Genomic DNA, 24,306 nt, shown 5'->3' on the forward strand with positions numbered 1-24,306 from the left:
CGGCACGAAGCCGGCCGGACCGGCGGCGCTGATGACGCCGGCCCAGCGCGGGCTGGGCATGCTGCTCTGCCTGGTCACGATCGTGCTGGCGGTGCTGGACATGAACATCGTGTCGGCGGCCACCGTGCCGATCGTCCGGGACCTCGACCCCGTCCACGGCGTCGACCGACTGCCCTGGCTGGTCAGCGCGTTCGCCCTGGCCGCCACCGCGCTGCTGCCGCTGTACGGCAGGCTCTGCGACGTCTACGGCGCCAAGCGCGTACTGCTGGGGGCGGTCGGCACCTTCCTGCTCGGCTCGGCGCTCTGCGGGGCGGCGCAGTCGATGGACCAGCTGATCGCCTTCCGGGCGGTGCAGGGCGTCGGCGGCGGCGGACTGATGAGCGTCACCATGGTGGTCATCGCCCAGTTCAAGGAGCCGGAGGAGGGCGGCGGAGGCAGGGGCGGCGCGATGGGCGGGATCGTCGCGGGCCTCGGCATGGCGGTCGGGCCGCTGGTCGGCGCGCTGTTCACCGACCACCTCGGCTGGCGCTGGATCTTCTACCTCAACCTGCCGCTCGGGCTGCTGGTCCTGGTCGGCGTCGCCCTGGTGGTCAAGCTGCCCCCGACGACCGACCGCCGGGGCCTGGACTTCGTCGGCGCGGCCCTCGCGGCGGCCTTCGCGACCGGGCTGCTGCTGGTCACCGAGTGGGGCGGCCAGGAGTACGCCTGGACGTCCCCGGTGATCCTCGGCCTGTCCGCCGCCACCCTGGGCGCGTTCGGCCTCTTCCTGTGGCGGCAGGCCACCGCAGCCGAGCCGGTGCTGCCGCTGTCGCTGTTCCGGATCCGCGCGGTGCGGCTGGGCTTCGCGATCCAGGGCCTGGTCGGGATGGGCATGATCGGCTCGATCATGTACGTGATGCTCTACCTACAGATCGCCCGGGGCGTCGCCCCGACCTCGGCCAGCCTCTACCTGATCCCGATGGCGGCCGGGATGACCGGGGCCGGTCTGCTGGCCGGCCGGCTGATCGGGCGCGGCCACCCGGGCCGGACCTTCCTGGCGCTCGGCGCCGGGTGTGCGACGCTCGCCCTCGTGCTGCTCGGCCTCAGCGGGCCGGACACCGGACTGTGGCTGGTGATGGCCGAACTCGCCCTGCTGGGCGGCGGGCTGGGGCAGCTGATCGGCCAGCTGATCACGGTGGTGCAGGAGGCCGCGCCCCGGCACCAGCTGGGGGTGGCGACCGCCGGCATCCGGTTCTTCCAGACCCTCGGCAACGCGCTCGGCGCGGCGCTGTTCGGCAGCGTGCTGGCCCGGGTCTTCGAGGCGGGCGAGCCGGGGCGGCCGCTCGGCGCGGTCCGGGCGCTGACCGGGGCGGCGCACGAGCACGCGGTGCGCAGCTTCACGGACGCGGTGGACGTGGTGTTCCTGTCGGCGGGCGGGGCGCTGGCGCTGGCGCTGGTGTGCGTGCTGCGGCTGGGACCGGCCGGGACTGCTCCGGCGGCTCGGGAGGCCTGACGGGCCTGACGGGCCTGACGGGCCTGACGGGCCTGACGGGCCGGCGGGTACGGGGGAGGGCGCGGGGCCCGGTGGACGGGGAGTCCACCGGGCCCCGCGTCGTCCGGGTTCAGGCCCGGCCGGTCCACTCCGAGGCGAGGACGGCCCAGATCTCCTTGTCGTACCGGACCCCGTTGTACGGGTACCACTCGCGCAGCACGCCGTCGCGGGTCATCCCGAGCCGCTCGGCGACGGCCCGGCTGCGGTCGTTGACGGAGGAGCACCACCACTCGGCGCGGTGCAGGCCGCGGGTGACGAAGGCGTAGTCGAGCAACTGCTTGGCGGCGGCGGTGATCAGCCCGTGGCCCTCGCCGGCCGGCTCGGTCCAGGCGCCGATCTCGCAGACGCCGGACCGGGCGTCGAAGCTCACGAACATCACGCCGCCGACCAGCGTGCCGTCCAGCCAGATGCCGTGGATCCGCTTCTGGTCGGCGGCCTGGCCGTCGGCGTAGCGCTGGAGGGTGGCGCGGGCGGAGTCCAGGTCGACCGAGAAGGTCGCCCAGGGGATCCACGGGTCGGTGTGGGCGCGGGCGCGGTCGATGTGGGTCAGGAACTCAGGGGCCTGCCAGGGCTCCAGCGGGCGCAGTTCGGCGTTCTCGGCGAGCGGTACGGCAAACACGGGCGGCCTTTCACGGGGGTGCTGAGGTTGGCTGAGACCATTCATAACAAACGTTTGGTATGTACGATAGCCCCCATGACGCCCGCCCGTGGAGACCATGACGCCCGCCGCTCGGAAGTCTCCGAGGGGGTGTGGCGGGTGCTCTCCAGCCGGGGCTTCGAAGGGCTGACCCTGCGCGCGGTGGCCGCCGAACTGGGCGCCACCACCGGACTGTTGACGCACTACTTCCCGAACAAGCGGGCGCTGCTGAGCCATGCGCTGGAGGAACTGGACCGGCGCTCGCTGGCCCGGCCCCGGCGCACCGCCCCCGCCGACGGCAGCCCGCCGCCGGCCGGGCTGGCCAGGGTGCGGGCGTCGCTGCTGGACGTGCTGCCGCTGGACGGCGAGTCCGCGGCCGACAACCGGATCTGGGTCGGCTCCTGGGACCACGCGCTGGCCGATCCCGACCTGGCGGCCGCGCACGCGGGCCGCTACGCGCGCTCGCGGACGGCGCTCACGGCGCACGTCGCGGACGCCCAGCGGCTCGGGGAGCTCCCGGCGCGGGCCGACCCGGCCGCGCTCGCGGCGGGGGCGCAGGCCTTCGCGCTGGGTCTGGTGGTGCAGGCGCTGTTCGCCCCCGGGGAGTTTCCGGCGGAGCGGCAGGAGGCGTTGCTGGACGCCTATCTGGCCGGGCTCGCGGAGTAGCCGGGCCGGGCCCCGGGGTTGGCGCGGGACCGGCTTCAGGCCGGAGCGGGTCCGTACGGGGCCCCGGGGCCGGGCGGCTGAGGCCGGCCCGTTCCGGGCGTTTCCGGGGGCTCCCGGGCGTTCCGGGTGATACCGGGTGGGGATTCGCCCGGGATTTGCGCCGCACGAAGACGCGGCGGGAATGCCCGGGGCACAGGCATTGGCCACCGGGTGTTTTCACGGCGGACGCGACACGCATTGTCACGGGTTATGCGCGGTGGGTGTGCGCGGGCTGTCGGGGATTGCCGGGAGGCCCGGCGCGGCCACGCATGGTCGCGACCGTGCGTGGCCCGCGGAATGGCAGGTGGTGCCCCCAGCAGGATTCGAACCTGCGACCTACCGCTTAGAAGGCGGGTGCTCTATCCGCTGAGCTATGGGGGCGGGACGGGCGGCGCCCGGGCGGGCGCGACCGTGGCCGGGATCGGGGCGGCGAGCGCCGGGGCGCGCGCCGTCCGGCCCCGTTCCTGAGTGCAGGGGTGGGGGTGGTGGGCCCTCGCCCTGTCGGGGACAGGATAAGGGTGTCCAGTTCCCAGGCCGGGTGTGACGACACCGTCGTTGGTGTGTCGGTTCGGTGGAGCGGTCCGATAATCGCAGGTGAAGGCCGTGAGTGCAGCGGTCTGGGAGTGTTCCGAGCCGGACGTTGTGCAGTCGTTACGGGGCTGCCTCCTCACCCGTTATGGATTCGGCACGGAGAATGTGCCGCCGCCGGCGCGGGGTGGGGGCCTTATTCGCGGTTGCGCCGGTCGGATGACGTGCGCGGACGGACGACGGGGCGCGTTCCGAGACCCGTTCCGCGGTCCGTTCGCGGCGGGTTCCACGGTGTGCCGGCGGGGCGGCGAGCAGCGGTTTTGTTGTCATGACCGCGAAGAGGCGGAGGCTGTGGTGGTGCCGGAAGGCCGAAATTCACCCCTGCGAGTGACAAACAGTTCCTGAGGCCCGAGTTATCCACAGGATTTCGGAAGTCGGTGGCCGGGATTTCTTTCGGAGTGCACGCTCGGGGCGCACCGGTCGATTCCGTACGGTGCATCGGCGGGAACGGAGGGTGTGCCGTGAGCGAGACGCACGTGACGGTGACCGGCAATGTCGCGACGGAGGTGAGCTACGGGGAAACCACCGGCGGGGTGCCGATGGCCAACTTCCGGCTCGGCTGCACCGAGCGGCGGTACGACCGGCAGCGCGAGTGCTGGGTGGACGGCGAGACGCAGTGGGTGACGGTGACGGCCTGGCGGGCGCTGGCGGTCAACCTGATCGGTTCGCTGGCCAAGGGCGATCCGGTGCTGGTCAGCGGCCGGTTGCGGGTGCGGGAGTGGACGGAGGGGGAGGCGAAGCGGAGCCGGGTCGAGATCGACGCCAGATCGGTCGGGCACGACCTCACTCGCGGCACCACGGCATTCCGGTGGGCGACGGGGGTGCGCGGGCAGTCGCCGGGTGGCGCCGGGCCGGCCGGGGCGGAGCCCGGGGGCGGGGTGGTGCCGCCGTGGATCGCCGGCGCACTGGAGGCGCGCAGGGCCTCCGCGGCGGCGGTCGGGGCCCCGGGTGTGGCGGCCCCGGCCGCCCCGGTGGCCGTCGCGGCGTCCGTCGTGCGGGCGCTGCCGCCGGGTGGGAGGCCGGCCGACGGGGAGCCGGACGAGGCGGCCGGGAGGGAGCGGGGAGGTGACACCGCGGGAGCGCTGACCTGACGGGGCGATGACCTTCCCTGTCGACAAATATGTTGGTCGAGAAGGTCGTTGTACCCGTGCGCGCAATCCGAACGGATAACGGAAAGGCGTCGGCGATTTTCTGGTCCCCCGTCAGTTTGTGTGGGACCTGAGGGGATTGATAACGATACAGATACGGAATCGTCCTGATTTCGCATGGGGGTTTCGGGACCTCCGGGGCTCAATAGGATTCGTCTGGTTCATATCCGCAGCGGAGCCACAGGGGGCACGCGCGGCACGGCAAGTCGGCAGGCCTCCCACTCGGTGCGGCCTCGCCCGGAGGGATCCCAAGATGTTCCAGAGGCAGGGGCGGAGTCTGTCCCGGATAACCACTGTCATGCTCACGACCAGCTTGGCGCTGGGCGGAGGCCTGTTCGCGGCCGGTGCGGCGGTCGCGGCGGACACCCCGGGCGCGGGTGTGACCGCTGTGGTGCAGCCCACCATGCTCGGCGGGAAGCTCGACGTCGAGGGCGAGGGCACCGTCGACGGCGGTCTGTTCACGCTGAAGACCGCCGACGGCGAGCTCCAGACGTACTGCATCGACTTCGGCTTCCCGGTGGACATCAGGAAGAAGATCCAGTACCAGGAGTCCGACTGGGCTTCGAGCTCCCTCGGTGACAAGAACAAGGTCGAGGCCGCGGCCAAGATCCGCTGGATCCTGGAGAACTCCTACCCGCAGGTCAAGGACCTGACGGCGCTGGCCAAGGCGGCCGGCGCGGACAGCCTGACCCCGGAGGCCGCCGCCGCCGGCACCCAGGCCGCGATCTGGAAGTACTCGGACAAGAAGAACGCCGTCCCGCGCGACGCCGGCGCCAAGAAGCTGCGCGACTACCTGGTCGGCGACGCCAACAAGGGCATCGCGGCCGAGCCCAAGCCCTCGCTGGCGCTCAACCCGGACTCGGTCTCCGGCAAGTCCGGCGGCAAGCTCGGCCCGTTCACCCTCAACTCCAGCGCGGCCGAGGTGAAGCTGGCCGTCTCCGGTGACGGGGCCGACAAGGTCAAGCTGCTCAAGGACGACAAGCCGGTCGCCGGCGGCCTGACCGGCCCGATCGCCAAGGACACCCAGCTGTTCCTGGAGGTGCCGGCCGGCACCTCCGACGGCTCGGTCACGCTGAACGCCACCGCCTCCACCGTGGTGCCCAGCGGCCGCGTCTTCCTCAGCAAGGGCTACACCCGCGAGGAGCACAGCCAGACCATGATCCTGGCCGGCTCCAGCAAGCTCAGCGTCGCCGCGGCGGCCAAGGGCACCTGGAAGCAGGCCAAGGGCGCGCTGATCGACAGCACCGCCAAGGTCGAGTGCGCGAACAACGGCGTGCGGGTCTCCGTCACCAACGGCGGCGACGAGGCCGGCACCGTCACGGTCGGCAAGCAGCAGCTGACCGTCCAGCCCGGCAAGACCGAGAGCGTGCTCGTCCCGGTCGCTGAGAAGACCGGTTACAAGATCACCGTCACCGGCCCGAACGGCTACAGCCGCGACTTCCAGGGCGTCCTGGACTGCAAGACCGGCACCGGCACCACTCCGACCTCGGCTCCGACCACCCCGGCCGCGCCCGGGACGCCGTCCGGCGCCCCGACCACCCCGGCCGCGACCGGGACGCCCTCGGCCACCCCGAGCAGCGGCGCCGGCCAGCCGACCCCGGCGACCACCAGCGCCGCCCCGGGCACCGGTGGCCTGGCCCAGACCGGTGCCAATGACTCCACCCCGATCCTCGCCGCCGTCGCCGGTGGCCTGGTGGTGGCCGGTGGCGCCGCCGTCTTCGTCCTGCGCCGCCGCGGCCGCCACGGTCGCAGCGCCGCCTGAACCGACTGAACCGCCCCGGTGGGCCGGGAGGCGCTGACCTTCCGAGGCCCTGAGAGCGGCAACCGGCCCGGCTCCCCGCACCCGTTGCGGGGGGCCGGGCCGTCGCGTCGGCCGGGTGGGCGGGAGCCGGGGGAGGCCGCGGTCCGAGCCGCCGCGTTCCCGGGACGGCGCGAGCGGCTCCGGATACCCCGGTGGGGGTCACCTGGGCGATTCGGGCCTCCGGGCCGGGTGCGGCACAATGGAAGGCTGCAAGCCGAATACTCCCGACGACGCCGGAGCGATCTCACGTGGCGGAATACATCTACACGATGCGCAAGGTGCGCAAGGCTCACGGAGACAAGGTCATCCTTGACGACGTGACGCTCAGCTTCCTCCCCGGAGCGAAGATCGGCGTCGTGGGCCCCAACGGCGCCGGTAAGTCGACCGTGCTGAAGATGATGGCCGGCCTGGAGCACCCCTCCAACGGCGACGCCTTCCTCTCGCCCGGTTTCACCGTCGGCATGCTGCTCCAGGAGCCGCCGCTGGACGAGACCAAGACGGTCCTGGAGAACGTCCAGGACGGCGTCAAGGAGATCAAGGGCAAGCTCGACCGCTTCAACGAGATCGCCGAGCTGATGGCGACCGACTACTCGGACGCGCTGCTCGACGAGATGGGCAAGCTCCAGGAGGAGCTGGACCACGCCGAGGCCTGGGACCTGGACGCCCAGCTGGAGCAGGCCATGGACGCCCTGGGCTGCCCGCCCGGGGACTGGGCGGTCACCAAGCTCTCCGGTGGCGAGAAGCGCCGCGTCGCGCTCTGCAAGCTGCTGCTGGAGGCCCCCGACCTGCTGCTGCTCGACGAGCCCACCAACCACCTGGACGCCGAGTCGGTGAACTGGCTGGAGCAGCACCTGGCCAAGTACAAGGGCACCGTCGTGGCCGTCACCCACGACCGGTACTTCCTGGACAACGTGGCCGGCTGGATCCTGGAGCTCGACCGCGGCCGCGCCATCGGCTACGAGGGCAACTACTCCACGTACCTGGAGAGCAAGCAGTCCCGGCTCAAGGTCGAGGGCCAGAAGGACGCCAAGCGCGCCAAGCGGCTCCGGGAAGAGCTGGAGTGGGTCCGCTCCAACGCCAAGGGCCGCCAGGCCAAGTCGAAGGCGCGTCTGGCCCGCTACGAGGAGATGGCGGCCGAGGCCGACAAGATGCGGAAGCTGGACTTCGAGGAGATCCAGATCCCGCCGGGCCCGCGTCTGGGCAGCGTCGTCATCGAGGTCGAGAACCTCAACAAGGCCTTCGGCGAGAAGATCCTGATCGACGACCTGAGCTTCACCCTGCCGCGCAACGGCATCGTCGGCATCATCGGCCCGAACGGCGCCGGCAAGACCACCCTGTTCAAGATGCTCCAGGACCTGGAGACCCCGGACAGTGGCACGGTCAAGGTCGGCGACACCGTCAAGATCAGCTACGTCGACCAGTCCCGCGCCAACATCGACCCGAAGAAGACCCTCTGGGAGGTCGTCTCCGACGGTCTGGACTGGATCAACGTCGGCCAGGTCGAGATGCCGTCCCGCGCCTACGTGTCGGCGTTCGGCTTCAAGGGCCCGGACCAGCAGAAGCCGGCCGGCGTGCTCTCCGGCGGTGAGCGCAACCGCCTGAACCTGGCGCTCACCCTCAAGCAGGGCGGCAACCTGCTGCTCCTCGACGAGCCCACCAACGACCTGGACGTCGAGACGCTCTCCTCGCTGGAGAACGCGCTGCTGGAGTTCCCCGGCTGCGCCGTGGTCATCTCCCACGACCGCTGGTTCCTGGACCGAGTGGCCACCCACATCCTCGCCTACGAGGGCGAGAGCAAGTGGTTCTGGTTCGAGGGCAACTTCGAGTCCTACGAGAAGAACAAGATCGAGCGGCTCGGCGCCGACGCCGCCCGTCCGCACCGGGCCACGTACAAGAAGCTGACCCGAGGCTGACATCCAGCCGTCACAACGGCCCGGCAGACTGCCCTCCGGGGCGGCCTGCCGGGCCGCGGCCCGTCGCCGACCGCCGCCGCACCGGCGGTGGACGGCGGCGGGAGACCGGACACCGAGGAGAACTGCCGTGGCTCGCCACATCTACGCCTGCCCGCTGCGCTGGTCCGACATGGACGCCTTCGGGCACGTCAACAACGTGGTCTTCCTGCGCTACCTGGAGGAGGCCCGGATCGACTTCATGTTCACCCAGGCCGCCGAGGCCGGCGCCGGGGAGTTCGCGGGCGGCTCGGTGGTGGCGCGCCACGAGATCGACTACAAGCGTCCGCTGGTGCACCGGCCGACGCCGGTCACCATCGAGACCTGGGTGACGAAGATCGGCGTCGCCTCGCTGACCGTCTCCTACGAGATCAAGGACGTCGCCGAGGACGGCAGCGACGTCGTGTACGTCCGGGCGTCCACCGTGGTCGTCCCGTACGACCTGGCCGAGGGCCGGCCGCGCCGGATCTCGCCGGTGGAGCGGGAGTTCCTCAGCCGCTTCACGGACGAGGCCGCCGCCACGGGCCGGGCCACCGCCGACGAGAAGGGCGCCGTGGCAGTCGCCACCGTCTGACCGCACCTGACGATTCGAGCTGAAACGCCGTGACCATCACCGCCCGTCTCGCCCTGACCGACGCCGGGGAGGCCGCCGACCTCTCCGCCTTCCTGCTGCGCCTGCTGCGCTTCGACCGGGCGGCGGCCGTCCGGCTCCAGGCGGTGGACCGGAGCGGCGGCGGGGACGGCGTGCTGGCGGTCTTCGGACGGCTGCCGCTGGGCGGTTCCGGTGCGCTGGCGATCCGCACCGTCCGGCTGAGCGGCCTGGACGAGCCGGTGGATCTGACCGTCTCGGCCGGTCAGCTGCTGGACGGCGTGGACACCGAGGCGGGCCGCCTCGCGCTGCCCGCGCCGGTGACCGGACCGGCCTGGGCCGGGCTGCTGCCGCCGCGCACCGGCTGGCGGCCGGCCGGCACCCCGTCGGTGGCCGAGGTGTACCCCGAACTCATGGCCGGGGTGCGGGAGTTCCGTGAGCGCAGCGAGGCCGTCCCGGCGCACCACCGCACCCGCGCGGTGCTGGACGCGCTGGCCGACGAGATCTGGTCCCGCCCGGTCGGCGTGCTGCCCGAGCTGCCGCTGCGCGCACCGCACGCCGCGTACGTGATCGGCTTCCTGAAGCCGGGTGTCCCGCTCACCGTGCACCGGGCGGGCGGCTGGCTGCGGTTGAGCGCCCCGGCGGGCTCGGTGGCGGTGCGCACCGCGGCCGCGCCGGGCGCGGGGCTGGGGCTCAGCCCGGTCCGGTAGGCCCGCCCGGCAGCCCCGTGGAGCTGCTCGGGGACGGCTCGGGGCGGCTCAGCCCGGGGTGTTGATCATCGAGGCGGCGGCGTAGGTCAGGTAGTCGAGCAGCTGCCGCTCGTGCTCGGCCGGCAGCTCCAGGCTCGCCACCGCCGCCCGCATGTGGGTGAGCCAGGCGTCGTGCGCGGCCTTGTCGACCTTGAACGGCGCGTGCCGCATCCGCAGCCGCGGGTGGCCGCGCCGGTCGCTGTAGGTGCGCGGGCCGCCCCAGTACTGCATCAGGAAGAGCGCCATCCGCTCCTCGGCCGGCCCGAGGTCGTCCTCGGGGTACATCGGCCGCAGCAACTCGTCCTCGGCGATGCCTTCGTAGAACCGGTGGGCCAGCCGCCGGAAGGTCGGCTCACCGCCGACCTGGTCGTAGAAGGTCTCCTCGCTCAACGTGCCTCGCCGGATCTCTCTCACCCGACCATGGTCGCAGACGCCGACGGGGTCGTACACCGGGACCAAAGGCGTACGACCCCGTCGGGACCGGATCGGGCGGACGTCGGCGGATGTCAGGGGACGGTCAGTCCTCCCAGCGGAACAGCTTCCAGGAGATGCCGGTCAGCACGGCCGCGAACAGCAGCAGCCCGCCCATGGTGGGCAGGGCGTCCATGACGCCGCCGCCGCGGGTGAGCACCGACTGGGCGGAGTCGACCAGGTAGTGCAGCGGCATGACCTGGGAGACGCCCCTCAGCCAGCCCGGGGCGTTGTCCATCGGGATGAACGCGCCGGACAGGAAGGACATCGGCAGCACGATGAGCTGCGAGATGCCGTTGGCCGCCTCCTCGGTCTTGGCGACCGAGCCGGCCAGCAGGCCGATCGACATGAAGGCGAGCGTCGCGCAGGCCACCAGCGGGATGACCAGCCACCAGTTGCCGGTGAGCTTCAGTCCGAAGAAGCCCACCGCGACCGCCAGGAAGACGGCGGTCTGGAGGAACGAGGTCAGCAGCGAGACCAGGATCCGGGAGCTGACCACGGTGCCGGCGCTGATCGGCGCCAGCCGCAGCCGGCGCAGCACCTTGGACTTGCGCCAGTTGACCAGGGTCAGCGCCGCCCCGAACACCGCGCCGGTGGCGATGGCCCAGCCGAGCAGGCCGGGGGTGAGGAACTGGATCGGCTTGAGCGACTTGTCCTCGACCTGCTGGGAGTCCAGCACGAAGGCCGGCTTCTGGCCGGTGGCCGCCTGGTTGGCGTTCTGGACCACCGAGTTGAGGATGCCCTGGACGGTGCCCGCGCGGACCTGGTCGGCGGCGGTGTAGCGCAGCTCGACCCTGCCGTCCGGGCCCTGCGTGATCAGCGCGTGGTAGTCGCCCTTGCGGACCTTCTCCAGCGTGGCGGCCTCGTCGTCGGTCCTCGTGATGGTGAGGACCTGCTCCAGCGCGGCCCGGTCCTCGCCCTGGATCGAGTCGAACAGCTTCACCGCGCCGACCTGCGCGACCTTGGCGTGCGGGCTGCCGGCGCTCTGCGTCACGGCGCCGAAGAACACCAGGAACACCAGCGGGAACAGCAGGATGAAGAAGCTCGCGGTGCGGTCGCGCTTCAGCCCGAGCAGCATCGCGCGGGACAGGCTCCAGAACGCGCTGACCCGCTCCCGCTCGCCGGCGGCCGGGCCGCCGCGCCGGGCGCCGTCCCGCGGCTCGGTGGGGGTGGTGGCGGTCATGCGCGGAACTCCCGTCCGGTCAGCTGGAGGAAGACGTCCTCCAGGGTGGCGCCGCGCACTTCCAGGCCGCGCAGGGCGTTCTGCTCGGCCAGGACGGTGAGCACCGGCGCCGGGAGCCGGGTGGAGACGGAGAGCGAGACGGTGTCGTCCTCCAGGGTGGCGATGTCCGCACCGGCGGCGGTCAGCAGTTCGCGGGCCCGGTCGAGCGGGAGCTGGCCGGAGGCGACGCTGATCCGGACGGTGTCGTCGATCTCGCGGATCAGCGCCGTCGGGGCGCCGGTGTGCAGGACCTTCCCGTGGTCCATGATCGAGACCCGGTCGCAGAGCACCTCGGCCTCGTCCAGGTAGTGGGTGGTCAGCACGACCGTGCGGCCCTCGGCGTTGATGTCCCGCAGCAGGTCCCAGAGGTTGCGCCGGGACTGCGGGTCGAGGCCGGTGGTGGGCTCGTCCAGGAAGACGAGCTCCGGGTCGTGGGCCAGCGCGCAGGCGATCGACAGGCGCTGGGCCTGGCCGCCGGACATCTGGTCGGTCAGGGTCTCGGCCTTGTCGACGAGGCCGACCCGCTCCAGCATCGCGTCGGCCCGCCTGGGGCCGGTCCCGTAGAACGACGCGAAGGTGCGGATGGTCTCCCGGGCGGTCAGTTTCCGGAAGAAGGCGGTCGCCTGGAACTGCACGCCGATGCGCGGCAGCAGTTTCGGATTGCGCGGCCAGGGTCGCATCCCCAGCAACTCGATCCGGCCCTCGTCCGGTTTCCGGACGCCCTCCAGGATCTCCATCGTGGTGGTCTTCCCGGCCCCGTTGGGGCCCAGGATCCCGTAGAACTCGCCGGCCTCGACGGTGAGGGACACCCCGTCGACGGCCTGCACATCCCCGTACCGCTGGCGGATGCCGTCAGCGGATATAGCAGCAGTCATGCGCCCTGAGCCTAGGGCTTGTGAAGGCTCTTGTGCAGGCCGGAGCCGGGGAATTCGCGGACACTTCGAGGTGGGGGGAAACGGGGCCGGGCCGGGCGGATGTCGAATTCCGCCCGGCCCGGCCGGAGTTGGCGACGGCGAATCGCCGGGAAATCGTCCGGCCCGCCTTTCCGTGACGATTCGTCAGTCGACGGCCTTTCAGCCGCGGTGCACGGTGATGGTGGTCCAGGCGCCGATGTGGATCCGGTCGCCGTCGTTCAGCGGCACCGCGGTGTGCGGGGCGATCGGCTCCGCGCCGCCGTTCACGGTGGTGCCGTTGGTCGAGTCCTGGTCCACCAGCACCCAGCTGCCGTCCGCCTGTTCGGCGAGCAGCGCGTGCTGGTGCGAGGCGCCCGGGTCCTCCGGCGGGACGGACAGGTCGATCTCCGGCACCGTGCCGCGGTGCTGGCTGCGCCGCCCGATCCGCAGCTGGCCGCGGCCGGTCAGCGGGATCCGGCGCTCCGGGCAGTACGGCGGGAAGAACAGGCCGGCCGCCTCGGGGCCGCTGCGGGCCATCATGTCGGTGAAGTAGTCCCGGTCGGCCGAGACCACGGCGATCCAGTTGGCCCGCACCGGCTCGGCGGGCTGGGCGGGTTCCTGGGGCTGCTGCGGGTGCGGCTGCTGCGGCTGCTGCTGCGCTTGCTGCCGGCCTTGTTGCTGCGGCGGGGCGAGGTGGAAGGAGGTGCCGAAGTCGCCGCCGCGGCTGTTCGGTCCGGGGCCGGCCGGGTGGGCGTACACCGGGCCGGAGTCCTCGCGCACCGAGGGGTCGGGGAACTGCCCCTCCGGCCCGTTGGCGGGCGGGTAGCCGTAGGTGTGGGGCTGCGCCGGGGCCTGCGGCTGTGCCGGGACGGGCGGGGCGACGGCCTGCTGCGCCGCGGGCGGCTGCCCGAACGGCGGCCGCTCGAACGGGGGCTGCTCGAACGGCGGCCGGCCGAACGGGGGCTGTCCGAACTGCGCGTGACCGGCCGGGCCCTGGGGCTGCTGCGGGGGGCCGCCGTAGGTCTCCGGGATGTTCAGCGGCGGCTGGGGGGCACCGGGCCCGCCGGCACCTGGCACCTGGCGGCGCGAGGGCGTGGAGAGCTCGTAGTCGTAGCCGCACTCCTCGCAGAACCGTCCGGTCTGCGGGCTGCGGCAGATCGGGCAGACCGTCAGGCCCTCGGTGAGGCCGTGCGGCCCGGCCTGCGGCGGGACGGCCCCGTACGGCGGCAGGGTCCCGTGCGGGGGCGGGGTCGACATGCCGGGGGGCGGCAGGGGCGCCCCGGGCGGCGGGACGGCCCCCGGGGGCATCGGCGGAGGCAGCGGGGGCGCGCCGAAGGACGCGCCGGAGTGCCCCGGGTACCCGACGGGTGCGCCGGGCGCGGGCTCGGTCCCGGGCGCCCCCGGGTAGCCTCCGTGCGCCCCCGGTGTGGGGGCCGGCGGAGTCATCGGGAAGCCGCAGAAGTCGCACCAGTCCTCGGCCTGCGACTCGTGGCCCCTCGGGCAGATCGGCATCAGGTCCCCCTCGTTTCGGGCCGGCTCGGTGCGGCGTCGCGCCGGGGCGCCGGCCCGGTCACGTCTTCAGCGGTCACTTCTTCACACGTACCGTCTTGGTCGACCGGGTCTCAAGGGTCATCGAGTCGGCCTCGCTCACGTTCTTACGGAACCGAACCGTACCCTCCTTCGGGTCCACCACGTCCACCACCTTCTGGAGCAGCTTGTAGGTGCCCTCGTTCCCGGTCGCGTGGGCGATCCGGACGGCGGCGCCCAGCTTGGCGGTCGCGCGGTCGACGTCCCCGGCCCGGTGGGCCTCCAGGCCCTCCTGGATGGAGGAGGCCAGCTCCGCCTGCCCGGTGTAGTGGGCGACCTGCGGGCTGATCCGGGTGGAGGAGGCCAGGTCGTCGGTCCAGACCGCCTTGACCAGGCCCTGGGTGAGCACCTCGGGGGTGCCGCCGGCGAGCCGGTCGGGCAGCACCAGGCTGATCCGGGCGGCCAGCATCTCGTTGCCGACCGAGGCGGCCGGCACCTCGACGCAGACGTGGTAGTCGCGGCTCTCGTCGCCCCAGGAGCCGGTCGGGTAGTCGCCGGCCCGGGGGCCGGTCTCGGTGCGGCGGCCGGTCAGGTCCTCGACCGCGGGGGCGACCTGCTTGACGAACCTGACCGTGGCGTTGGCCGGGGTCCAGATCCGCAGCGCGACGTCGGCGACCTGCTTGCCCATCGCGCCCGCCATCATCGAGCGGAAGTCCTCGGCCAGGCCGGAGGGTTCGGCGACGATGTCGGTGGTGCCGAGCAGGGCCGAGGAGATCTTGCGCAGCTCGTCGATCCGCCAGTCGGTGCCGACGCCGCGGCAGTCGGCGGTGAAGTGGCCGGTCACCCGCTCGACGGTGCGGGCCAGGTCCTCGGCCGACTCGTGCTCGTTGTTGCCGTCGGTGAGCAGGACGGCGTGCCGGATGGCGATGTCGCGGCGGGTGAGGAAGAGCTTGTCGGCCTTGCCCAGCCAGGTGCCCATCGCGGTGCCGCCGGCCGCGGTGAGCCGGCGCAGCGACTCCTTGGCCTGCGCGCGGGTGGCGGCGGAGGCGGTGGCGAGGGTGCCGTCGCCGGGGTAGATGTCGCGGGCCTCGTGGGTGCCGGCGACCACGGCGAAGGCGGTGCCGTCGCGCAGCGCGTCGATGGCGGCGGCGGTGGCCTCGCGGGCTCCGTTGATCTTGGACTTGGGGTAGTCCATCGAGCCCGAGCAGTCCACCAGGATGACCACGGCCGCCGCCGTGTTGGAGCCCGCGGTGACGGAGCCCGCAGCGCCGGAGCCCACGGCACCGGAGCCCGCCGGGGCGGCGTCGGCGTAGCCGAGCGGACGGCCGCCCGAGGTCCCGCCGCCGGTCGCGGTGACGGTGACGATGGCGTTGACCTCGCGGGCGCCGTCGGCCAGGTACTCGTTCTGGAAGATCTCCACGTTGAACCTGGGCAGGTTCGGCTTCGCCAGTGTTGCCATGGGGCGGTCGGCTCCCGTCGGGTGAGGGGTGGACGTGCTCAGGACGGTCGGGCGGCCCGCCGGACGGGCCGGCGGGCCGTGGCGCCGGGGCCTCCGGCGGTGGGTCGGTCAGGCCGTCGGCGGGTGCGGCGGCTGCGGGGGGACGGGCGGGACGGGCGGCGCGGCGGGAGCGGCCGGCGCCGGGGGGACCTCCGGGGGCGCGGGCGGGGCCGGGGGCAGCGGGGCGGCGGGGGAGCCGATCACCGGGAGGTCCGGCAGGGTCGGCTCGTAGTCCTCGTCCTCCTCGGCGACCGGCTGACCGACCGGCTGACCGACCGGCTGACCGGCCGTGCGGTCGCCCGACCGCGGGGCGATGATCGGCAGGTCCAGCGCGGTGGGGGTCTGCTCGGCCTCCTCGGCGGCGGCCGGCGGGTCGATCGGCAGCACGGCGACGGTGATGTTGTCGTGGCCGCCGGCCGCGACCGCGAACTTCACCAGGGTCTGCGCGGTGGCGAGCGGCTCGGTGCGGGCGTCCGGGCGCACGTAGTACGCCAGGTCGGTGGCCGCCTCGGCGTAGTTCCACAGCCCGTCGGTGCAGATCAGCACCACCCCGGGGACGTGCGGGGTGAAGTCGAGGGTGTGCGGCACGACCTCCTCGGCGTCGGCGCCCAGCCAGCCGGTGATCGCGTGCGCGCGCGGGTCGGCGTAGGCCTCGGCCTCGCCCATCAGCCCGGCCTCGACCATCCTGGCCGCCCAGGAGTCGTCCTGGGTGAGCCGGAACGGCTCGGCGGCGGCGCGGTCGTCCGGGATCCAGTACGCCCGGGTGTCGCCGACCCACCCGATGGTGACCCGTCCGCCCGCGGCTATCGCGCTGACGAAGGTGCAGGCGGGCGCGTTGAGGTCGGGCCGGGTGGGGCCCGCGCCGTCGGTGGCGAGGTCGGCGACGGCCTTGGCGGCGTCCGCGACGGCTTGGCGCATCGCCTGGTCAGGGTCCCGGCCGGCCTCCAGGGAGGTCAGCAGCGACTCGGAGGCGGAGTCCACCGCGGTCTCAGAGGCCTCGTCCGGGCGGTCGGAGGAGGAGACCCCGTCGCACACCACGGCGACCACGACCGGCTCGCCGCCGGGCAGGGAGGTCGCGGCGACGGTGAAGGAGTCCTCGTTGCGGTGGTGGCGCACGCCGCGGTCGCTGACCCCGGCGACGCCCCCGAGCGCCTTCTCCATGTGGTCGCGCGGGCGCGGCTGGGCGCCGCCGCAGCCCTCGCAGTAGCCGTCCGGGGTGACCCGCGGCTGCGCACAGTGCACGCAGACCGGCCCGCGCTGCGACGGTACGGCCTCGCCGCGGGCGGCGGCCCAGCCGGCCGGCATCGCGCCGGGGGCCGCCCGGCCGTCCCGGCCCGTCCCGCAGGAGCCGCAGTAGGCGTCCTCCGGGTCCATCGGCTCCGAACAGCTCGGGCACTCGGTCTGCTGCGGCATCTGCTACACCCACGTCCTGGGACGGGCACGGTTGGCCCGTTCCACCATCTCGATCCTGGTCTCCGCCCGGTCGGCCAACCGGGCGAGTACCCGGTAGGACTGTTCCAGGGCGAAGCGCAGTTCCCGCTCCTGTGCGGGACGTCCCAGTACCACCAGGTCGGCGGAGCGCCGTCCGGCGGCCGTCTCGGCGCCGACCCAGCCCAGGGCCGCGCCGAGCACCTCGACGGCCAGCTCCTCGCGGCGGCGGGCGTCCAGCCGCAGCGCGGTCAGCTGCGCGGAGCTCGCGCCGAGGTCGCCGGCCAGGTCGTCGGTGACCCGGCGTTCGCGCAGCCGGGCCCGGACGGCGGCGATCCGGGCGGCGGTGTAGTGGCTGGAGGCGGCCGGGACGGACTCCAGGACGCGGACCGCGCCGACCCGGTCCTCCTCGGCCAGCCGGACCCTGGCCAGCCCGAAGGCGGCGCTCAGGTAGGCGTGGTCGGTGGCCCACACCAGCCGGTAGAACTCGGCCGCGTCACCTCCGTTGCCGAGCAGTTCGGCGCAGATGCCGAGGGCCAGCTTGGGGGCGGCCTCGCCGGGGAAGGCGTCGTAGACCGCGTCGAAGGCCTCGGCGGCGGCCCGCAGGCCGGTGATCCGCGCGTCCGGTCCGGCACCGGCGCTTCCGGCCAGGGCGGTCAGGCCGCGGTACCAGACCACCCGCCAGTCGTCCGGCTGGTCCCGTTCCAGCTCGCCGAGGCGGCTCACGGTGTCCTGGTGGCGGCCGAGTTCGAGCAGGGCGCGCAGTTCGCGCAGCCGGCTCTCGACCGAGGCGACGGGCGCGGCGGCCAGCGCGGCGAGCGCCTCCTCGGGGTCGGGGTTGATCAGGACGGCCAGGAAGCCCGCGTTGGGGTCGCCGGGGTCGACCCGCGGGACGGGCAGCGCGAGGGCGGCGGCGGCCGGGTCCAGCGGGGCCACCCGGAGCAGGCCGGCCTGCTCGGTGGGCAGCACCAGCTCGGTGTCCACGACGCGCAGTTCGGGGCCGAACAGGGTGGACGGCGCGGGCCGGGGCCGGTCGTCCTGGAGGGCCAGGACCTCCCGCAGCACGCCGGTGAGCTGGTCGGCCATCTCCTCGGCGGAGGCGAAGCGGCGGGCCGGGTCGGGGTCGGTGGCGCGGACCAGGAAGCGGTAGTACGACTCGTACCTGGCGAAGGCCTCGACCTGCTCGGGGCCCGGCAGCGAGTCGCGGTAGGTGCCGCTGTAGCCCTGGAAGTCGAAGGAGAGGACCGCGAGGGTGCGGGCCACGGTGTACAGGTCGGAGGCGACGGAGGGGCCCTCGGTGGCGATCTCCGGGGCCTGGTAGCCGACGGTGCCGTAGATCGGTCCCTCGTCGTCGAACCGGCGGACCGCGCCCATGTCTATGAGCTTGAGCGCGTCGCCGCTCTGTATCACGTTGTCGATCTTGAAGTCGCAGTACACCAGGCCCCGGCCGTGCAGGTAGCCCAGGGCCGGCAGCGCCTCCAGCGCGTACGCGATCGCCTGCTCGACCGGCAGCGGCTCGCGCCGGCCGTCCGGGGTGCGGCGCTCGTTGGCGATGTCCTTGAGCGACTTGCCGCCGACGTACTCCATCACGATGTAGCCGTCGGTGGCGCCGGTGCGCAGGTCGGGGTGCTCGGCGAAGTTGATGATCCGCACGATGTTCGGGTGGTCCACCTCGGCCAGGAAGCGCCGCTCGGCGACGGCCACCGCGAGGGCGTCCTCGTCCCCGGTGTCCAGCAGGCCCTTGAGCACCACCCACTTGTCGTTGACCCGTCGGTCGATCGCCAGGTAGATCCAGCCGAGCCCGCCGTGCGCCAGGCAGCCGACCACCTCGTACTGCCCGCCGACCAGGTCGCCGCGGCGCAGCTTGGGCGTGAACGAGTACGGCGTGCCGCACTTGGTGCAGAAGCCCTCGGGGCGGCCGGGCAGGCCGTTCTTCTCCCGGCCCACCGGGGTCTCGCACTTGGAGCAGAACCGCTTGCGCTCGGGCACCTCGGGATCGACCAGGACCGCCGCGGCCGGGTCGGCCGCCTCGACGGTCGGCACGGTGACCAGGCCGGCGCCCAGCCGGTTGCGGGTGCCCGCGGTGGCGGTGCCCCGGGTGGAGCGCACCGAGAGCGAGCGGCTGCTGCCGGTGCGGGTCGAGCGGTGTGAGCGGGAGCGGCCTGACATCGAGCGGGCCGAGCCGGTGCGGCCGGAGCCGATGTGACCGGAGCCGTCGTGGCCGGAGGCACCGTGGCCCGAACCGCCGCGGCCGGAGCCCGGCGAGACCCGGGCGGAGGGGACGTAGGGCTGGGTGACGCCGGTGTCGCCGGCGGGCGGGGTCAGGCCGCACTCGTCGCAGTAGTTGTCCGGATCGACGGTGCCCGAGCAGTCGCGCGGGCAGGGCGAGCCGGGGCCGGCCGCCGTCGCCGGGGGAGCCTTCGCCGCGGGCGCCGCGGGCGCCGCGGGCGCCGAGGCGGTCCCGCCGGTCCCGCCCGCCGGGGCCAGCCCGCACTCGTCGCAGTAGCCGTCGGCGTCGATCCTGCCGTCGCCGGAGCACTCCGGCCGTTCGCACCTCTCGCCCATCACCCTCAGCCCCCCTGGACCTGTCCGTCGGCCGGCGCCTGGCCGGCCGCCTCCTGAGCCTGCCCGGCCTCGGCCTCGGTGTGGGCCGGCCGCAGCGACTGCTGGAACCGGGCCACCGCGGCGGCCGCCGCCCGCAGGTCGCAGGGCGCGCTCCACAGCAGCCAGCGCGCCTTCTCGTACCGTTCGATCACTTCCGGGTCCTCGGAGACCCGCAGCCGGGCCGCCATCGCCTTGTAGGCGTCCAGCCGGCCGCGCAGCTCGGCCCGGACGGCCAGCGGCTGGGTCACCTCGGTGAGCGACTGCCTGGCCCGGGTCAGCTCCTTGGCGGCGGCGTCCTCCAGGGTGTCCAGCAGCGGCGCCAGCCGGCCCCACTGCCCGGCCTGGCGCAGGTCCAGCGCCGCGACGATCCGCTCGCGCAGCGCCGAGGCGGGGCCGGGCACCGCGGGGACGTCGCTGGAGGCTATCTTCGCCAGCACCTCGCCGCGCGCCCGGCGGGCCTCGGCCAGGGTGGCGTCGGCCCGCTGGAGCAGGTCGCCGACGCCCTGGAGGCGCTCCTCGGCCTCGTCGCGCAGCCGCAGCAGGTCCTCCAGCTCCAGCCGGACGCCGTCCAGCGCCCGCCCGGCCCGGTCGAACCGCTCGGTGTCCACCATCCCGGCCGGTCCGGCGAAGGCCGAGCCCTCGGGGACGGTGCCGCGCTGGGCGGGCACCCGGGCCGGACGCCACAGCGCCAGCGGGTCCCCGTGCACCTCGGTGCGCAGCCCGGTGAGGTCCTTCTCGATCCCGGACAGGTCGTCGCCCAGCGGGTGGCTGCCGGTGCGCACGCCGAGCGAGGCACCCAGGGTGCGCACCCGCTGGAGCTCGGCCAGCAGCAGGTCGATCCGGGCCGGCAGCGCCGACCAGACCGCGTCGGCGGCGCTGACCACCTCCAGCACGGTGGCGTACCAGGAGTTCATCCGGGTCATCAGCGCGTCCAGGCTGATCCGCTCGACCAGCCTGGCGGGCGCGCCGAGCACCTGCGGGCCGTCCGGCACCACCCCGCCGGGGACGGTCACCGCGTCGCCGGTCAGCAGTTCGCTCAGCTCGGCGAGTTCGGGCGAGCCCGGCTTGGCCTTGCGGGCCCGGACGGCGCGCGCCGAGGCCAGCGCCTCGGAGTAGCGGTCGAACAGGGCCCACAGCAGCGGCAGGCCCTTGCCGGCGACGGACCAGCGCTCCAGGGTGCGCCCGGACAGCTCGGCGCCGTCCAGCAGCCGCAGGCCGGGGTGGTCCTGGAGGGCGAGCAGCGCGGACTCGACCGCGTCCCGCTCCGCTCCGAGGCGGGCGAGCGCGCGGTCCACCTCCTCCCGGTTCAGTACCGGGCCAGCCGATGCCGCCACCGCGGTGCCCTTCCTTCCTCGGGTGCGTTCCCGACGTTCCCGACCGTTCCGACGTGCCTGACGATCCCGGTGTTCCCGGCCTGCGGTCCCACGACAACCCCCCCATGTCCACCACCGGTCTCCCCGGGGTGATCGTCCCGAACCCTAACCGGTGGCCGTCCGGGCGGAGCGGGCGCGGGGCGTCCGGAGGCCGTCAACGCCCCGCTGACGGCCCGTGCGCTACCTCCTCCGCGCCGCCCCGCGCGTCACTCCCCGGCCGGCTCAGTGGGTGCCCGGCCAGTAGCGGTCGGCCTCGTTGAGCATGTACGGCTTGAGCCAGCGGTCGTACGAACGGGCCCAGTCGCCGCGCGCGTAGTAGTCGGCCAGCACCTGGTTCACCCGGGCGGTCAGGTCGGTGCTGTCCTTCAGCATGGCGACGCCGGTCACCTCCGGCTGCGCCTCGCCGTCCACGATCCGCACGGTCTGGTCCTGTGCGGCCTGACCGGCCGCCAGACCGTTGTCGGTCATGACGGCGTCGACCTTGCCGAGCTGCATCAGGACCAGGCAGTCCAGCTGGTTCTCCACCGTGACGACCTGCCGGGCGGTGTTCTTCTCCTTGACCACGTTCAGCGCGGTGGACCCGTCGGCGGCGCAGACCGCCTTGTCCCTGATCGCCTCGTCGATGTTCTTCGCCTGCGACGACTTCGGCACCAGGACGCGCTGGCTGATGTTGAAGTACGGCTTGGAGAACGCGACGTCCTCCATCCGCTTGCAGTTGATCGTCATGGTGCGGACGATCAGGTCGACCCGGCCCTTCTTGATGGCCTCGACCCGGTCGGCCGTGGCCACCGGCTTGAGCACCACCTTGTCCGGGTCGCCCATGACGGCGGCGCCGATCGCCCGGGCGAGGTCGATGTCGAAGCCCTCGATCCGGCCGGTGTTCGGGTTGCGGGCGCCCCAGCGGTAGCTGTTCTGGTCCACGCCGATCACCAGGCTGCGCTTGGCCTTGATGGCCCTCACGGCCGGGCCGTCCTCGGTGCTCGGCGGCACGCTCTTGTAGATGTCGCAGCCGTCGGCCTGGGCCTGCTGGTCCTGCTGCCCGTCCCGTACGGCCAGGGGCGCGGCGGTGCCGGCCGGTGCGGCGCCGACCGGGCCGCCGCCGGCCAGCACGGTGGCGCCGGCCGCCAGCAGGGCCAGCGCGACGGCGGGCCTGGTCCTTCTCCTGAAGCTTCTCTCGCTCATCGGTCCGTCTCCCCCTTGCCCGTTACCGGTACTCGGCCAGTCGCCGGCCCAGGCCGCGCAGCGCGGCGGCCGCGGCCACCAGGCCGAGCAGCGCGGTGGCGACGGCGGCGGTGCGCAGGTCCCCGCGGGTGCCCTCGGCGGCCTGCGTGAAGCGCTTCTGTTCGATGTCGGCGGCCCGCGCGAGCGCCTTGTCGGTGGCGTCGAAGATGACATCGGCGGTGGCCGTGTCGCCCTTGGCCGTCACGGTGGCCTCCAGGGCGCCCTGGTAGTCGGCGTGCTCGACCTCCAGGTTGCGGGCGGCGTCGTGCTGCACGCGCCACTGGTCGAACTGCTTCGCGGCCTCCTGGACGTCCGGTTTCGCGGCCTCCGGCGCCAGCCGGACGGCCTCCGGCAGCGAGCCGCCGGACCGCTCCGGCGGCGGGTTCCCGGCTCCGGCGAGGTGCTCGGTGGCCTTCGCCCACTGGTCGGCGTACCTGGTGGTCGAGCCGCGGGCGACGAAGTGCAGGTTCTCCGCCAGCCGGGCGGTCAGCACGTCCACCCGGGCGGAGTTGAGCGCCCGCAGCGGGGTCGCGCCCTCGCGGTCGCTCTGCTTGAGCCCCGCGCTGGTGGTCAGGCCGGTGACGGTCAGCCACAGGGCGCCGGACAGGACGGCGGCGGTGGCGCCCAGCAGTCCGATGTTGAACACCCGGTTGGTGCGGCGGAACAGCGTCAGCTGCACCCAGACCAGCGCGGCCAGGGCGACCAGCGCCAGCCCGTACGCCCCCCACGGCACCGCCTTGGCGGCGGCGTAGTCGTCGGCCAGCTCCCGGTTCTCGGCGGCGGCCAGTTCGGCTGCGGCCGGCAGCAGCACGGTCTGCATCTGCTCGGAGGCGTACCGCAGGTAGGCGCCGCCGAGCGGGATGCCCTGCCGGTTGTCGGCCCGCGCGGTCTCCACCAGGCCCGAGTACACCGGGAGTTGCTGGTTCAGCCGGGCGAGCGAGTCCTGCGCGGGGGAGGTCGCCGTGGTGCGGGCGGCGGCCTGGGCGATCAGTTTGGCGGCGGTGGCGATGTCCTGCTCGTAGCGGCTGCGGACGCTGTCGGGCTCGGCGCCGGCCAGCAGGAAGCCGCTCGCCGCGGTGGTGGCGGCGTCGGCCAGGCTGCGGTGGATCTCGGCGGCGTCCCGGCTGAGCGGCTGACTGTACGAGACCACCCGGTCGGCGGCCTGCGCCCTGGTCTCCAACTGCCAGGCGGTGAGGCCGCCGAAGGCCACGGTCAGCACCGCGAGCACCACCCCGGCCAGCCGCAGGCGGCCGGGCGGCGTGCGGGTGGCCTGCGCGAGCCGGGCGCGCACGCCGGTGGCGACGGCCTTCGGGGGGCGCTTCGCGGGCGCCCCGCCCGGTCTGGGCGCCGGGGGAGCACCGCCGGGCGTCGCGAGCGGGGCCGCTCCGCGGACGGCCGGTGTTCCGGGCGCAGCCGTCGTCACCGGCGCGCCGTTGCCTACTGGTGTCGCCACCCGCCTCATCCTCCCCTGGGGCCCGGCCCGCTCCCCGGGGCCCGACCGATGGCAGCAGTATGGCCGCGAGTCCCTCCGGCCACACCCGACTTGCGCCGGACTTGAGCATGTCGTGCACGTTCTCCCGGACGGCTCGTGCCCGCTCGTGCCCGTGCGTGTCCGGCGGTGCTCGCCCGCCCGTGCACGTGCCGCCCGCCCCGAGAAGTGGCGAACCGTCCGACGCGCGCCGCACCCTACGCGGTTCCCGCGACCGGGCGGAGCGCGGGGGTCCGGTTACGGGCGCGCGTTCCCGGGTGCGGCGCCCCCTCCCTCCGTACGATGGAGACATGCGCCTGCTTGGAACGATCTCGCCCGACCGTCCGCTGCTCGTCGTCGCCGTGCGCGAGGAGGCCGCCCACCTGGACGACCGCCTGCCCGTGCTGCTCACCGGGATCGGGAAGGTCAACGCCACCGCCGCGCTGGCCACCGTCCTCGCGCAGGGCGAGCGGCCCTCCGAGGTGATCAACCTCGGCACGGCCGGTGCCCTGCGCCCCGGCTGGGAGGGCACCCACCACGTGGTCCAGGTGATCCAGCACGACCTCGACACCGCGTCCCTGCACGCGCTCACCGGGCGTGAGTACGGCGCCCCGCTGGTGATCGGCAAGGGCGAGGGGCCGGTGCTGGCCACCGGCGACCTCTTCGTCTCCGACACGGACGCCCGCGACCGGCTCGCCGAGCACGCCGACCTGGTGGACATGGAGGGCTACGCCGTCGCCACCGTCGCGCACCGGGCCGGGGTGCCGGTGCGGCTGGTCAAGCACGTCAGCGACGAGGCCGGGGACGGTGCGGGGCACACCTGGAAGGAGTCGGTGGACGACTGCGCCCGGCACCTCGCGGACTGGGTGACCGCGCAGGGCTGGTGACGGCGCAGGGTTGGTGA

At 73.8% G+C, this 24,306-nt stretch carries 19 protein-coding genes and 1 tRNA gene; 8 read left to right on the forward strand and 12 right to left on the reverse strand.

The features are described 5' to 3' along the window. The first annotated feature begins 31 nt into the window (after positions 1–31). A complete protein-coding gene (locus ACIQOW_RS28750; protein WP_401090012.1) occupies positions 32–1,492 on the forward strand; it encodes an MFS transporter in 1,461 nt (486 codons plus the stop codon). A 109-nt stretch (positions 1,493–1,601) separates the two neighbouring features. On the opposite strand, the gene ACIQOW_RS28755 is transcribed toward ACIQOW_RS28750, so the two are convergent. Further along, positions 1,602–2,150, reverse strand: coding sequence for a GNAT family N-acetyltransferase (locus ACIQOW_RS28755; RefSeq protein ID WP_401089753.1), 549 nt, complete (start codon positions 2,148–2,150; stop codon positions 1,602–1,604). A gap of 75 nt (positions 2,151–2,225) precedes the next feature. Between ACIQOW_RS28755 and ACIQOW_RS28760 the strand changes: the two genes are divergently transcribed. Continuing rightward, entirely contained in the window at positions 2,226–2,834 is a 609-nt protein-coding gene (locus tag ACIQOW_RS28760; protein ID WP_401089755.1) for a TetR family transcriptional regulator C-terminal domain-containing protein, read from the forward strand. 344 nt (positions 2,835–3,178) lie between these two features. On the opposite strand, the gene ACIQOW_RS28765 is transcribed toward ACIQOW_RS28760, so the two are convergent. Next, a tRNA-Arg gene (locus ACIQOW_RS28765) sits at positions 3,179–3,254 on the reverse strand. Between the two features lie 668 nt (positions 3,255–3,922). Here ACIQOW_RS28765 and ACIQOW_RS28770 point away from each other — a divergent pair. From ACIQOW_RS28770 to ACIQOW_RS28790, 5 genes are all read left to right on the forward strand, one after another. After that, positions 3,923–4,552: a single-stranded DNA-binding protein gene (locus ACIQOW_RS28770; protein WP_401089756.1), complete on the forward strand. Its 630-nt coding sequence runs from the start codon at positions 3,923–3,925 to the stop codon at positions 4,550–4,552. 355 nt (positions 4,553–4,907) lie between these two features. Then, positions 4,908–6,371, forward strand: a complete 1,464-nt coding sequence (locus tag ACIQOW_RS28775) for a Cys-Gln thioester bond-forming surface protein (protein ID WP_401089758.1) — start codon at positions 4,908–4,910, stop codon at positions 6,369–6,371. 287 nt (positions 6,372–6,658) lie between these two features. Further along, a complete protein-coding gene (ettA, locus tag ACIQOW_RS28780) occupies positions 6,659–8,323 on the forward strand; it encodes an energy-dependent translational throttle protein EttA (protein ID WP_188297656.1) in 1,665 nt (554 codons plus the stop codon). A 127-nt stretch (positions 8,324–8,450) separates the two neighbouring features. Further along, positions 8,451–8,933 carry an acyl-CoA thioesterase gene (locus tag ACIQOW_RS28785; protein ID WP_401089760.1) on the forward strand — a complete coding sequence of 161 codons (483 nt, stop codon included), beginning with the start codon at positions 8,451–8,453 and terminating at the stop codon, positions 8,931–8,933. 29 nt (positions 8,934–8,962) lie between these two features. Then, positions 8,963–9,658, forward strand: coding sequence for a hypothetical protein (locus ACIQOW_RS28790; RefSeq protein ID WP_401089762.1), 696 nt, complete (start codon positions 8,963–8,965; stop codon positions 9,656–9,658). A 48-nt stretch (positions 9,659–9,706) separates the two neighbouring features. On the opposite strand, the gene ACIQOW_RS28795 is transcribed toward ACIQOW_RS28790, so the two are convergent. From ACIQOW_RS28795 to ACIQOW_RS28840, 10 genes are all read right to left on the reverse strand, one after another. Further along, positions 9,707–10,111, reverse strand: a complete 405-nt coding sequence (locus tag ACIQOW_RS28795; protein ID WP_401089764.1) for a globin — start codon at positions 10,109–10,111, stop codon at positions 9,707–9,709. Positions 10,112–10,214: 103 nt separating this feature from the next. Continuing rightward, the gene (locus ACIQOW_RS28800) at positions 10,215–11,351 is read right to left on the reverse strand and encodes an ABC transporter permease (RefSeq protein ID WP_401089766.1); all 1,137 of its coding nucleotides are present in this window, start codon (positions 11,349–11,351) and stop codon (positions 10,215–10,217) included. Beyond that, positions 11,348–12,265, reverse strand: a complete 918-nt coding sequence (locus tag ACIQOW_RS28805) for an ABC transporter ATP-binding protein (RefSeq protein ID WP_401089767.1) — start codon at positions 12,263–12,265, stop codon at positions 11,348–11,350. Before ACIQOW_RS28805 ends, ACIQOW_RS28800 begins: the two co-directional genes overlap by 4 nt. 198 nt (positions 12,266–12,463) lie before the next feature. Continuing rightward, positions 12,464–13,540, reverse strand: a complete 1,077-nt coding sequence (locus tag ACIQOW_RS28810; RefSeq protein ID WP_401089769.1) for an FHA domain-containing protein — start codon at positions 13,538–13,540, stop codon at positions 12,464–12,466. A gap of 328 nt (positions 13,541–13,868) precedes the next feature. After that, entirely contained in the window at positions 13,869–15,269 is a 1,401-nt protein-coding gene (locus ACIQOW_RS28815; RefSeq protein WP_401089770.1) for a VWA domain-containing protein, read from the reverse strand. A gap of 108 nt (positions 15,270–15,377) precedes the next feature. Further along, positions 15,378–16,721 (reverse strand): PP2C family protein-serine/threonine phosphatase, encoded by a 1,344-nt coding sequence (locus tag ACIQOW_RS28820; protein ID WP_401089772.1) that lies wholly within the window; start codon positions 16,719–16,721, stop codon positions 15,378–15,380. A 3-nt stretch (positions 16,722–16,724) separates the two neighbouring features. Further along, positions 16,725–19,301, reverse strand: a complete 2,577-nt coding sequence (locus tag ACIQOW_RS28825) for a tetratricopeptide repeat protein (protein WP_401089773.1) — start codon at positions 19,299–19,301, stop codon at positions 16,725–16,727. 5 nt (positions 19,302–19,306) lie between these two features. Next, complete coding sequence (locus ACIQOW_RS28830; protein WP_401089774.1) at positions 19,307–20,674, reverse strand: hypothetical protein; 1,368 nt, start codon at positions 20,672–20,674, stop codon at positions 19,307–19,309. 261 nt (positions 20,675–20,935) lie between these two features. Next, positions 20,936–21,895: a glutamate ABC transporter substrate-binding protein gene (locus ACIQOW_RS28835; protein ID WP_401089776.1), complete on the reverse strand. Its 960-nt coding sequence runs from the start codon at positions 21,893–21,895 to the stop codon at positions 20,936–20,938. Between the two features lie 22 nt (positions 21,896–21,917). Then, positions 21,918–23,387 (reverse strand): hypothetical protein, encoded by a 1,470-nt coding sequence (locus ACIQOW_RS28840; RefSeq protein WP_401089777.1) that lies wholly within the window; start codon positions 23,385–23,387, stop codon positions 21,918–21,920. 326 nt (positions 23,388–23,713) lie between these two features. On the opposite strand from ACIQOW_RS28840, the gene ACIQOW_RS28845 reads away from it, so the two are divergent. After that, positions 23,714–24,289 carry a nucleosidase gene (locus tag ACIQOW_RS28845; RefSeq protein WP_401089779.1) on the forward strand — a complete coding sequence of 192 codons (576 nt, stop codon included), beginning with the start codon at positions 23,714–23,716 and terminating at the stop codon, positions 24,287–24,289. Positions 24,290–24,306: the final 17 nt, after the last annotated feature.

The organism is Kitasatospora sp. NPDC091335, from assembly GCF_044757205.1.
Classification (GTDB): domain Bacteria; phylum Actinomycetota; class Actinomycetes; order Streptomycetales; family Streptomycetaceae; genus Kitasatospora.

Coding starts and splice junctions, on each gene's coding strand:
- ACIQOW_RS28750 (WP_401090012.1), top strand. CDS start 32: ATGACGCCGGCCCAGCGCGGGCTGGGCATGCTGCTCTGCCTGGTCACG.
- ACIQOW_RS28760 (WP_401089755.1), top strand. CDS start 2,226: ATGACGCCCGCCCGTGGAGACCATGACGCCCGCCGCTCGGAAGTCTCC.
- ACIQOW_RS28775 (WP_401089758.1), top strand. CDS start 4,908: ATGCTCACGACCAGCTTGGCGCTGGGCGGAGGCCTGTTCGCGGCCGGT.
- ACIQOW_RS28800 (WP_401089766.1), bottom strand. CDS start 11,351: ATGACCGCCACCACCCCCACCGAGCCGCGGGACGGCGCCCGGCGCGGC.
- ACIQOW_RS28805 (WP_401089767.1), bottom strand. CDS start 12,265: ATGACTGCTGCTATATCCGCTGACGGCATCCGCCAGCGGTACGGGGAT.
- ACIQOW_RS28810 (WP_401089769.1), bottom strand. CDS start 13,540: ATGTCGACCCCGCCCCCGCACGGGACCCTGCCGCCGTACGGGGCCGTC.
- ACIQOW_RS28815 (WP_401089770.1), bottom strand. CDS start 15,269: ATGGCAACACTGGCGAAGCCGAACCTGCCCAGGTTCAACGTGGAGATC.
- ACIQOW_RS28820 (WP_401089772.1), bottom strand. CDS start 16,721: ATGCCGCAGCAGACCGAGTGCCCGAGCTGTTCGGAGCCGATGGACCCG.
- ACIQOW_RS28825 (WP_401089773.1), bottom strand. CDS start 19,301: ATGGGCGAGAGGTGCGAACGGCCGGAGTGCTCCGGCGACGGCAGGATC.
- ACIQOW_RS28835 (WP_401089776.1), bottom strand. CDS start 21,895: ATGAGCGAGAGAAGCTTCAGGAGAAGGACCAGGCCCGCCGTCGCGCTG.
- ACIQOW_RS28845 (WP_401089779.1), top strand. CDS start 23,714: ATGCGCCTGCTTGGAACGATCTCGCCCGACCGTCCGCTGCTCGTCGTC.